The 12,243-nt window shown below is 62.6% G+C and carries 3 protein-coding genes; 2 read left to right on the top strand and 1 reads right to left on the bottom strand.

Going from position 1 to position 12,243, the window contains the following annotated elements; genetic code table 11:
• Position 1: 1 nt before the first annotated feature.
• Together ACMTA2_RS08785 and ACMTA2_RS08780 are read left to right on the top strand one after the other, a co-directional pair.
• Positions 2–397, top strand: a complete 396-nt coding sequence (locus ACMTA2_RS08785; RefSeq protein WP_413794544.1) for a YbaN family protein — start codon at positions 2–4, stop codon at positions 395–397.
• A gap of 148 nt (positions 398–545) precedes the next feature.
• Positions 546–2,405, top strand: a complete 1,860-nt coding sequence (locus ACMTA2_RS08780; protein WP_413794543.1) for a trypsin-like serine peptidase — start codon at positions 546–548, stop codon at positions 2,403–2,405.
• A gap of 133 nt (positions 2,406–2,538) precedes the next feature.
• Here ACMTA2_RS08780 and ACMTA2_RS08775 read toward each other — a convergent pair whose 3' ends face one another.
• A complete protein-coding gene (locus ACMTA2_RS08775) occupies positions 2,539–11,841 on the bottom strand; it encodes a retention module-containing protein (protein ID WP_413794542.1) in 9,303 nt (3,100 codons plus the stop codon).
• Positions 11,842–12,243: the final 402 nt, after the last annotated feature.

The following is a 12,243-nucleotide window of genomic DNA, read 5'->3' as shown; positions in this document are numbered from 1 at the left end:
GGTGCCCTCGCCAGTCGGCAACCGCCCGCTGATCCTGCGTTACGCTCTACTGGCCATCGGCTGGCTGAGCGTGGTGCTGGGGGTCATCGGCATCTTCGTTCCCGTACTGCCCACCACCCCGTTCCTGCTCCTGGCCGCGGCCTGCTTCGCCCGCAGCTCGCCGCGCTTCTACCAGTGGCTGGTGGAACATCCCCGCCTCGGTCCATGGATCCGTGATTACCTCAGCGGCAACGGCATCCCACTCAAGGGCAAGGTCTACGCCATCGGCCTGATGTGGGCGAGCATCCTCTTTTCCTGCTACCTGGTGCCCCTGCCCTGGGCCCGCGGTTTCATGCTCACCAGTGCGGTGCTGGTGACGGTGTACATTCTCAAGCAGAAAACCTTGCATAAACCGTAGGCCCGGTCCCGCACCGTAGCGCCACCGCCCAGCGAGCCCCTACCGTCCATCAGCCATCCGCTCATCCTGTCAGATCTGACAGTAGGCAGCGAACAGATTCCATCTCATTAATCGCTCCATCGTCCCTTAAGCGACCGGAGCGTCCGCCATGCTGACCCAATCGAAAAGAATCCTGGCGCCGCTGGCCTTTGTCGGGTGGGTACTGGGCGCAGGGTCGACGGGCGCTGCCGTGCAGCCTGCGCTTCCCGCCCCGATCACTCCAGGTGAAATCATCGGGGAGAGTCAGCTCGAGAAGGCTCGGTGCGTACAGGCGTCGGACCCGGCAAAGTACCAGCGCTCACGCGCGGTAGGTAGAATTTTTACCGGGCGCAGCTACGGGACTGCCTGGCGGGTAGGGCCCGGAAACCTTGTGCTCACCAATGCGCATGTTGTAGGAGAAAACCCGGATCCGGCCCGACTGGTCGTGGAATTTGATTACGAGGAACCGAGCTGCGACTCGAATGCTGTGCAGCCTTCGGTCCGGGTGGCGGTCGAACGGCACCTGGTTTCCGACGGGGCGACCGATCTTGCGCTACTGGCCTTGGATCAAGAGGTGGTCGACAGCGGCGTATTGGACGCCTTCGGCTACCTGGGCCTGGACACCCGTATCTCGGAGGTTGGCGACCCAGTCTACATTGCCGGGCACCCCAAGGCTGGACCGAAGCGGATCTCGCGCCTTCACGACGACGGACATCCCTGCTGGGTGACCCGAGTGCTAAACAATGGCCTCGCTGATTTCGCAGGTTACAACTGCGATACCGAGTCAGGGTCTTCCGGATCGCCAGTGATCGATGCGCGAACCAATGGGGTTATTGCGCTGAACTACGGCTTCAGTTCGGGGGACAACGTCGGCGCACAGATGAGTAGCATCTGGCCCCGTATCGCGGGGTATTTCGGTGGCAGGTTGCCCGAGGGCAGCTTTCCGGTGGAACAGCCGATTGTGCCAGTGGCCAAGCCGGGAGCAATTGGCGTACAGGTTCCGGTGCGAGTGACCCAGGTGGACGGAGAGTCCCCGGTGGCAGGGACACCCGGCGAACAGCTGTATTACCACGCTCCCACACATACCGCGATCACTGACGTGTCCTGTCAGAGCGGAACCAAATGGATCGGCGAGAACGGCAAAGCCGCGTCATGCACACTGCAAGGCGCAGCAAACTGGGCCACAGCACAAGCGGCGACGCTGCGCGTGGATGACACAGCCCCCTTAGGCCAAGTCACCGATGGCCGGATACGACTATTGTCCGACACAGGACAGATCCGCGGAGCAAACAACCTCGCCCTGAATGTCATGTCGCACGGGCCAGGCGAGGTTCAGTCACTACGCGCGCAGGCGGGGAATTTTCAGGCCACCCCCGTGGACAGCCGGTTTTCGGAACCCTTGACCGCACGGGCGAAGGACCCGCTTGACGCCGCTGTCGTGGGCGCGGATGTCACCTTCGCGGTCACGGATGATGGCGGGACAGGGACACGGTTCGAAGGGGATGACCAGACTCCGATCGTGCAGACGAACGCCGAGGGTGATGCGACGTCACCAACGCTGGTGGCCGACGCCAGGGCAGGTACATTGCAGGTCACCGCCCTCTCCAGCGGCAGGACGGCCACCTTCCACTTGCGGGTGGTGTCGCAAGAGGGCGACCCGACGGAGAATGTGGAGCACCTGTCCGTGATCACGGGGCAAGGCCAGATCGCACCCGAGGGAACTGAGTTCCCCCTCCCCCTCACGGCACGCACGTTGAATCAGGACCGCAACCCGGTAGAGGGCGCCTGGGTCACCTACACGATCATCGATGACAGGGAAACCGGAACCCGATTCGTCGGGGACGACCAGACACCAACCGCGACGAGTAACAGTCAGGGTGACGCCGTGTCGCCGAAGCTGATCGCCGGCGACCAATACGGTTTCGTGACGGTCACCGCGACCTCCAACGGCAAGACGGCGACGTTCATCATCATTGTCGGCACGATATGAGCGCGATGAGCGCGCGTGAGCCAACCCTGACTGCATTCCCACGCAGAGCCTGGGAATGAGTGATCAACCCCTGACAGGCGGCCGTCCCAGGGAACGAAACGGCCCCAAACCAGACGCCGCCGTACAACTCACCTCACACCGTGTCCACCTTCAACGAATGATCGTTCAACATGCCATTGATGATCGTCGCCGTGTCCGCTCCACCGATGATTCCCCCCGCTCCCGGGGTGACGCCGTAGTGGCTGGCGAGGTTGATACCCGCCAGGTCGATGGTCTGGTTCGGCGTGGCGCCGGCAAGGGCACTCACGTCGATGCTGGTGGTGACCGAAGCACCGCTGCCACTCACGCTGAAGTGCAGGTAATCATCCAGTGACGCCGTGCTGCCATTTTCACCCTGCAACAGTTGCGACAGGTCGAGTTTATCGACGCCTGGGGTGAAGTCGGTGATCACGTCATGGCCGCTGTTACCTGCCCGCCACTGGAAGGTATCGGCACCGCTGCCGCCGGTCAGGGTGTTGTTGCCCAGACCACCGATCAGCAGGTCATCGCCGCCACCGCCATTGAGCACGTCATGGCCCAACCCGCCATCGATGCGGTTACTGCCGGCATCGCCAGTGAGGGTGTCGTTGAAGTTCGAGCCGACTAGGTTTTCGATGCCGGTCAAGGTATCGGTGCCTGCACCGAGAGTGTTTTGCGCGGCCAGCAGGCCCAGGTTCACCGTCACCGCGGCCGTGGCGTGGGCGTAGCTGGCGGTGTCGTTACCCGTTCCGCCATCGAGCAGGTCATTGCCCGCGCCACTGTAGAGCAAGTCATCGCCTGCCCCGCCATGCAAGGTGTTGTTGCCCGAACCGGCACTGAGGATGTCATTGCCGTCGCCCGCGTTGAGGGTGTTGTCGCCCTCGCCGGCCAACAGCACATCGTCGCCACTGGTACCCGTCAGGGTATGGCCCGCCTGATAGCTGATGCCTACCGATGCGCTGTCACTGCCGCCGTGGTTGTCGCTGGCGGTGTAGGTGCCGTGGTAATCCGTCGTTTTATCCTGCGCCCCGGCATAATCGACAGTCAGGGTCAGTTGATAGTTTTCCGCAGTGTTGGAATTACCGCCGCCGGGATTGGCGATGTTGATGACGTGGATCTGGTAATTGCCATCCGCCGCCGCGGTGAAAGAAGCACCGTCATTGATCGCAATGAATGGCCCGCCATTGAGCGAATACTCCATCGCAATGCGGCCGGCCGACAGGTTGTGGTCCAGGGTGAGGGTTTCCCCCTGTTTGAGGCTGATGTTGAGTCGGTCTTCGTCGTTGGTGTTGTTGTTGGACACCATCCCCAATGCACCGCTGACCACCAGCATCGCCGTCATGCTCGCGGTGTTGGCAACGAAAGCGCTGCGGCTGAGGTTGATCGACTGCACGTTGCTGCCGGTGAAGCTGGCCGTGCCGGTACTGCCAGTGAAGTCCGCGCCCTTGGCGACCCAACCGGTATTGAAACCGGTGGGCGATGCGGTGAGCGGATCGCCGTTGGCATCGCTGTCATTGCCCAGCAGCAACTCGCCCGGGATCACGATGTTGCCCGACAGAACGTTGGTGATGATGTTGTCGTCGACAGCGATCGGTGGACTGTTGGGCACGACGTTGATCACCAGGTTGGAGCTCGCCAGGTCACCGTCATGGTCGCTGACGGTGTAGCCGATGTGCTCGGTGATCAGGGTGCTGGTGGCCGTCTGCGACGTATAGCTGAAAGCACCCGTGTCGAGGTTGACCACTAGGGTACCGTCGTGGGCGGTGGCGATGCTCAGCGTGTTGCCCACAGTGTTGAACGTGCCATGGTTGGCCCCGCCACTGGCGGTCAGCGCACCTTGGCCACTGTTGGCCGCCGGGTCATAGCTGTACGTAGTGCCATCGACCACCAGGCTCTTGATAAACCCGCCATCGGCGCCGAACGAGCCCCCCTCGCCCAGCAGGTTGCCAGTGACCGGCGCACCTTGCACGGTGCCGGAAAGCACCGAGTTGAGCTGGTTCAGGTCGGTGACCACCACTGCGTTGGTGTTGGTGTGGGTGCTGCCGTCGTAGGCCAGCGGGTCGAGGTGGGCGTTACTGACACCGCTGCCCAGGCCAATGGCGTAGTTCTTGATGCCGTTGGCGTCGAGGAAGGCTTTCCATGCGGCTTCGTCCGCCGCACCGGTTTCCTGGCCCGAGGTGGGTTTTCCGTCGGAGAAGAAGTAGCCGATATTCTGCGCTCCGGTCAGTTGCCCGGAAGTGACAAACGCAGTCTTGGCCGCCGCCACTGCCGCGTCGTAGTTGGTGCCGCCGCCCGCGGACAGGCTGGTGAGGAGCGTCTTGGCGGTGGCCACGTCCACCCACACCGAAGTCTGGTCGGTGGCGCTGCTGCTGAATGTCACCAGTTGGACTTTCACATCCCCCAGGTCGTCGTATTTATCGAGCAAGGCACTGATGGCCTGTTTTGCCAGGTCCAGTCGCGAAAGCCCTGGCACGCCTGAGGCATCGGCCATGCTGCCGGACACGTCGAGCACGATCAGCAGATTGGAATCGATCTCCACCGCCGTGACCGAACGCTCGGACGCGACAGCCTTGGGCACATCATCGACAATGCTCACCTCCAGGTTGCCAGTGGTGCTGTTGCCCAGCGAGTCGGTGGCCTGATAGGTGAAGCTTTCGGTCAATACGTTCGGGCCATCGTTGGCATGGGGCGAGGTTGTCGCCGCGGATGTCAGCGTGTAGGTGTAGGAGCCGTCGGGGTTGAGCAGCAGCTGGCCGTGGGCGCCAGTGGCGTTGCCCACCAGGGCGAATGTCACGGCCCCGGTCGCACCGGTGACCGAACCGGCCAAGGTGCCGGTGGCGGTTTCGCCGGTGTCGCCCGGCTCGCTACCGGTGACGGTGCCGGGGGCCAGGTCCTGGCCGTCCTGATTCAGATCCAGGGCTTTTTCGTAAACGGTGACGTCATGATCGGTTTCAGCGACCAGGCAACTGTTGTGCACGTCGATGGTGATGGTCGTGGTGCTTTCATCCCCATCAGCGTCGCGCACGGTGTAGGTGAATACATCGGTGGCACCCGGTGCGCCAACGGAATCCGGATGACTGTGATAGACCGCGTTGCCATTGGCATCCAGGGTCAAGTAGCCGTAGGTGCCGTTGATCTGGGTGTTCAGGCCACCGTTGGCCGGGGTCGAGGTATCGTTGCCGGAACGAACACCGATCACCACGCCACCGTCGGCGCCGAGCACGTCGTTGTCCAGCACATTGCCGCTGACCGTCCCGCCCTCCACCACCGCAGCGTTATCACAATGGGCCTTGGGCACGTCGTCGACAATCTCGATCACGATAGTGCTGGTGACGGTGTTGCCGAGTGAATCCGTGGCTTGATATGTAAAGCTTTCGCTCAACACATTCGGGCCGTCATTGGCGGCAGGTGTTGTCGTGGCGGGCGACGTCAGGGTGTAGGTGTACGAACCGTCCGGGTTGAGCAACAGCTGCCCGTGGGCGCCGGTGGCATTGCCGATCAGGGCGAAGGTGACAGCGCCGACGGCACCGGTCACCGAGCCGACAAGGCTACCGCTCGCGGTCTCGCTGGTGGCATTCGGGGCGCTACCGGTGACGGTGCCGGGGGCCAGGTCCTGGCCATCCTGGTTCAGGTCGAGGGCTTTTTCGTAGACGCTGATTTCGTGATCCGGTGCGGCGACCAGGCAGCTGTTGTGCACGTCGATGGTGATGATCGTCGTGCTTTCATCGCCGTCGGCATCACGCACGGTGTAGGTGAACACATCGGTGGCGCCCGGTGCGCCGACGGTGTTCGGGTTGCTGTGGTAGACGGCGTTGCCGTTGGCGTCCAGGGTCAAGTAGCCGTAGGTGCCATTGATCTGGGTGTTCAAGCCACCGACGGCAGGATTCGAGGTATCGCTGCCGGCGCGTACGCCAACCACCATGCCACCGTCCGCGCCAAGCACATCGTTGTCCAGCACATTGCCATTGACCGTGCCGCCTTCCTCCACCGAGGCCAAATCGGCATGGGCCTTGGGTACGTCGTCGACGATGTCGATGACGATGGTGCTGGTGACCGTGTTGCCCAACGAGTCCGTGGCCTGGTAGGTGAAGCTTTCACTCAACACGTTCGGGCCATCGTTGGCGTGAGGCGTGGTGGTGGCCGGTGAGGTCAGGGTGTAGGTGTAGGAGCCGTCGGGCTGAATCGACAGTTGACCGTAGGCACCATTGGCATTGCCCACCAGCGCGAAGGTCACTGCGCCAACGGCACCGCTGATAGAGCCGACAAGGCTGCCACTGGCGGTCTCACTGGTGGCGCTCGGGGCGCTGCCGGTGACAGTGCCGGGGGCCAGGTCCTGGCCATCCTGGTTCAGGTCGAGGGCTTTTTCGTAGACGCTGATTTCGTGGTCGGGTGTGGCGACGAGGCAGATATCGTGGACATCGATGGTGATGGTGGTAGTGCTTTCGTCACCGTCGGCATCACGCACGGTGTAGGTGAAAACATCGGTCGCGCCCGGGGCGCTGACGGTGTTCGGGTTGCTGTGGTAGACGGCGTTGCCGTTGGCGTCCAGGGTCAGGTAGCCGTAGGTGCCGTTGATCTGGGTGTTCAAGCCGCCAATCGCCGGGGTCGAGGTATCGTTGCCAGCCCGCACGCCGATCACGGCACCACTCGCGGCCGGCCCGTCGGCACCGCCTTCGTCGTTGTTCAGGACGTTGCCACTGACCGTCCCGCCCTCATCCACCGAGGCAGAGTCGGCATGGGCGGTCGGCAGGTCATCGACGATGTTCACGTCCAGGTTGCCATTGGCCGTGGTGCCATTGTCATCGGTGACAACGACGGCAAATTGCTCGCTGAGGCTGTTGGCGCCGTTGGCGTTTGGATGGGCTTCGTTGTCCAGCAAGGTGTAGCTGTAGCTCACCACTCCAGTAGAAGCGTTGAAGCCGGTGATGGTCAGCGTATTGCCCAGTGCGGTGGTAATCGACTGCGGGAAGCCCGCCGCCACGCCGCCCGTCACGACGTTGATACCGCCCACGCTCAGGGTCTGCACACCGTCCAGCGCGGTGACGGTAAAGGTACCGCTCTGGGTCAGGGCCGACGCGTCCGGGCTGCTGCCGTCGCTGAGGTTTTTCTCCTGCAATGACAACTCACCGCCTTCGGTGTCCAGACCGTTGATGATCACCGGGTCGTCGTTGTTGTGCACTTGCAGCACCAGGTTGGCGGTGCTGGTGTCGCCGTCGGCGTCGGTCAGGGTGTAGGTGAAGGTTTCGGTGCCGCTGCCACCGCCGTGCAAGCCTTTGAAGTCGGCGTCGGCGGCGTTGAGGGTGTAGGTGTAGGAGCCGTCGGCGTTGAGCACCAGGGTGCCGTAGGTGCCGGTGAAGGTGCCGGGGGTGATCGGGCCGGACGCGACTTGATCCGCGCCTTGGGTGTCGTTGGTCAGCACGCTGCCGGTCAGGGTCAGGTGGGTTTCCGAAGCCGTGCTGGCGTTGCTGTCATCCACGGCTTTAGGCAAGTCGTCGACGATGTTCACGTCCAGGTTGCCGTTGGCCGTGGTGCCGTTGTCATCGGTGACGACGACCGCAAATTGCTCGCTGACGCTGTTTTCGCCATTGCCGTTTGGATGGGCTTCGTTATCCAGCAAGGTGTAGCTGTAGCTGACCACGCCGGTGCTGGCGTTGTAGCCGGTGATGGTCAGCGTGTTTCCCAGTGCGGTGGTAATCGACTGTGGGAAACCGGCGGCCACACCACCCGTCACGACGTTGATGCCGCCCACACTCAGGGTCTGCACTCCGTCCAGCGCGGTGACGGTAAAGGTGCCGCTCTGGGTCAGGGCCGACGCGTCCGGGCTGCTGCCGTCGCTGAGGTTTTTCTCCTGCAATGACAACTCACCGCCTTCGGTGTCCAGACCGTTGATGATCACCGGGTCGTCGTTGTTATGGACTTGCAGCACCAGGTTGGCGGTGCTGGTGTCGCCATCGGCGTCGGTCAGGGTGTAGGTGAAGGTTTCGGTGCCGCTGCCACCGCCGTGCAAGCCTTTGAAGTCGGCGTCGGCGGCGTTGAGGGTGTAGGTGTAGGAGCCGTCGGCGTTGAGCACCAGGGTGCCGTAGGTGCCGGTGAAGGTGCCGGGGGTGATCGGGCCGGACGCGACTTGATCCGCGCCTTGGGTGTCGTTGGTCAGCACGCTGCCGGTCAGGGTCAGGTGGGTTTCCGAAGCCGTGCTGGCGTTGCTGTCATCCACGGCTTTAGGCAAGTCATCGACGATGTTCACGTCCAGGTTGCCGTTGGCCGTGGTGCCGTTGTCATCGGTGACGACGACCGCAAATTGCTCGCTGACGCTGTTGGCGCCGTTGGCATTGGGGTGAGCTTCGTTGTCCAGCAAGGTGTAGCTGTAGCTCACCACGCCGGTGCTGGCGTTGTAGCCGGTGATGGTCAGCGTGTTTCCCAGTGCGGTGGTAATCGACTGTGGGAAACCAGCCGCCACACCGCCCGTCACGACGTTGATGCCGCCCACACTCAGGGTCTGCACACCGTCCAGCGCGGTGACGGTAAAGGTGCCGCTCTGGGTCAGGGCCGACGCGTCCGGGCTGCTGCCGTCGCTGAGGTTTTTCTCCTGCAATGACAACTCACCGCCTTCGGTGTCCAGACCGTTGATGATCACCGGGTCGTCGTTGTTGTGCACTTGCAACACCAGGTTCGCGGTGCTGGTGTCGCCGTCGGCATCGGTCAGGGTGTAGGTGAAGGTTTCGCTGCCATTGCCACCGCCGTGCAAACCTTTGAAGTCGGCGTCGTCGGTGTTGAGGGTGTAGGTGTAGGAGCCGTCGGCGTTGAGCACCAGGGTGCCGTAGGTGCCGGTGAAGGTGCCGGGGGTGATCGGGCCGGACGCGACTTGATCCGCGCCTTGGGTGTCGTTGGTCAGCACGCTGCCGGTCAGGGTCAGGTGGGTTTCCGAAGCCGTGCTGGCGTTGCTGTCATCCACGGCTTTAGGCAAGTCATCGACGATGTTCACGTCCAGGTTGCCGTTGGCCGTGGTGCCGTTGTCATCGGTGACGACGACCGCAAATTGCTCGCTGACGCTGTTGGCGCCGTTGGCATTGGGGTGAGCTTCGTTGTCCAGCAAGGTGTAGCTGTAGCTCACCACGCCGGTGCTGGCGTTGTAGCCGGTGATGGTCAGCGTGTTTCCCAGTGCGGTGGTAATCGACTGTGGGAAACCAGCCGCCACACCGCCCGTCACGACGTTGATGCCGCCCACACTCAGGGTCTGCACACCGTCCAGCGCGGTGACGGTAAAGGTGCCGCTCTGGGTCAGGGCCGACGCGTCCGGGCTGCTGCCGTCGCTGAGGTTTTTCTCCTGCAATGACAACTCACCGCCTTCGGTGTCCAGACCGTTGATGATCACCGGGTCGTCGTTGTTGTGCACTTGCAACACCAGGTTCGCGGTGCTGGTGTCGCCGTCGGCATCGGTCAGGGTGTAGGTGAAGGTTTCGCTGCCATTGCCACCGCCGTGCAAACCTTTGAAGTCGGCGTCGTCGGTGTTGAGGGTGTAGGTGTAGGAGCCGTCGGCGTTGAGCACCAGGGTGCCGTAGGTGCCGGTGAAGGTGCCGGGGGTGATCGGGCCGGACGCGACTTGATCCGCGCCTTGGGTGTCGTTGGTCAGCACGCTGCCGGTCAGGGTCAGGTGGGTTTCCGAAGCCGTGCTGGCGTTGCTGTCATCCACGGCTTTAGGCAAGTCATCGACGATGTTCACGTCCAGGTTGCCGTTGGCCGTGGTGCCGTTGTCATCGGTGACGACGACCGCAAATTGCTCGCTGACGCTGTTGGCGCCGTTGGCATTGGGGTGAGCTTCGTTGTCCAGCAAGGTGTAGCTGTAGCTCACCACGCCGGTGCTGGCGTTGTAGCCGGTGATGGTCAGCGTGTTTCCCAGTGCGGTGGTAATCGACTGCGGGAAGCCCGCCGCCACGCCGCCCGTCACGACGTTGATACCGCCCACGCTCAGGGTCTGCACACCGTCCAGCGCGGTGACGGTAAAGGTACCGCTCTGGGTCAGGGCCGACGCGTCCGGGCTGCTGCCGTCGCTGAGGTTTTTCTCCTGCAATGACAACTCACCGCCTTCGGTGTCCAGACCGTTGATGATCACCGGGTCGTCGTTGTTGTGCACTTGCAGCACCAGGTTGGCGGTGCTGGTGTCGCCGTCGGCGTCGGTCAGGGTGTAGGTGAAGGTTTCGGTGCCGCTGCCACCGCCGTGCAACGCGACGAATTGCGGGTCGCTGGTGTTCAGGGTGTAGGTGTAGGTGCCGTTGGGATTGAGCACCAGGGTGCCATAAGTACCGGTGAACGTACCGCCGATGATCGGCCCGCTGTCGGGGCCGATGGGGATCCGATCGGCGCCCTGGTGGTCGTTGGGCAGTACATTGCCGGTGAGGGTGACCAGGGTTTCCGACGCCGTGTTGGCGTGGCTGTCGTCGACCGCCTGTGGCACGTCATCGGTGATGTTGACGTCCAGGGTCCCGGTGGCTGTGTCGCCGTCGGTGTCGACGGCCACCACTGGAAACTGCTCGGTAATGCTGTTGGCACCGTTGCCGGCGGGATGGGTTTCGTTGTCCCCCAGGGTGTAGGTGTAGCTGACCACCCCAGTGACCGGGTCATAGCCGGTAATGGTCAACGTGTTGCCCAACGGCGACGTGATGACCTGGGGGAAGCCTGCGGGCACGCCACCGCTGATCACATTGATGCCGCCGATGCTCAGGCTGCTCAGCCCGTCGGGCGCGGACACCGTGAAGGTGCCATTTTGCACCAACGCCCCCGGATTGCTGGCCGAACCATCGGCCAGATTGGCCTCGTTGGTGGTCAATTCGCCGCCTTCGACATTGACCCCGTCGAGGGTCACCGGGTTGTCCGGTGTCACCGGCGGCACGGTTGCATCGTCACCCGTGTTGTCCGGATCACCGGCCAGGCGCAGCTGTGGAAACTCGGGAATCCCGTTGAACCCCGCCGTCGGGAAGCCGATCAGCGGATCGACCTCCCCGCCGACTTCTTCCAACAGCACAAAACTGTGCCCGCCGCCCACGCCCCCGGGGTTACCCCCCTCGGGGCCAGCGGCGGTGGCTTCACCGGTCTGGGTCGGGTCGGCACCGGCGGCGATGGCTTGCTGCAGCTTTTGCACATCGGTCAGTTGCGCGTCACTCGGTGCCGTTGCGTCGGGCGTATCGACATGCGGCGCCTGATGGGCGAGCAACTGCGGGGTCAGGGTCAGGTTGCTTTCGCGGCCCAGGGTCAGCGTCTGGCCGTTCTGCAGATGAACCGCCACGGCCCCTTCGGCACCAGTGACCAAGTGTTCGCCGGCATAGAGCCGATCGCCTTCGACCAGAGGCCGCCGCAGGCCCCCGGCGGCTTCTGCGAAAACGTGCCCGACCACTTTGCTGACGATACCGATGAGCGCTGCCATGTGCATTTCCTCCGTTGCCGACCCCGGTCGGCACCTGTTTGGGTGAAGAATCCGTCCTCAGATTGGCGATCCGCAAAGCTGGAAAATTTGCCAGCTTTCGTGAAGCAGGAGGTGCTGGCAATTCGCCAAAACGACAAAAAACCGTCACAAAAACCTGCTTCAACCATCGCCCTTTCGGCCTCTCTTCACATCGCTTAAAAATCTGCCTGGAACTTTATTGACGCCTAAAATCCGTCGGAACCCGCAGATTCAAAGGCTTTCGCTCTGAACAATGTGCTGGTTTTTTTCAACCACATAAGTTTTTTTCGGAATAAGCGTTATGAGAAATTCTTCTTAGGTTTTGCGCAGGATGTTCTTAGCTGTGTTGTTACAAGGTTGAAACGGTTTTGATCTTAAATACGT

Origin of the sequence: Pseudomonas medicaginis (genome assembly GCF_965119365.1) — a bacterium.
GTDB lineage: Bacteria > Pseudomonadota > Gammaproteobacteria > Pseudomonadales > Pseudomonadaceae > Aquipseudomonas.
The sequence above is the reverse complement of the archived record's forward strand: the minus strand, read 5'-3'. Positions and strand labels throughout refer to the sequence as shown.

Bases quoted from the DNA above. Each gene is read 5' to 3' on its own strand.
- ACMTA2_RS08780 (WP_413794543.1), top strand. From the start codon at position 546: ATGCTGACCCAATCGAAAAGAATCCTGGCGCCGCTGGCCTTTGTCGGG.
- ACMTA2_RS08775 (WP_413794542.1), bottom strand. From the start codon at position 11,841: ATGGCAGCGCTCATCGGTATCGTCAGCAAAGTGGTCGGGCACGTTTTC.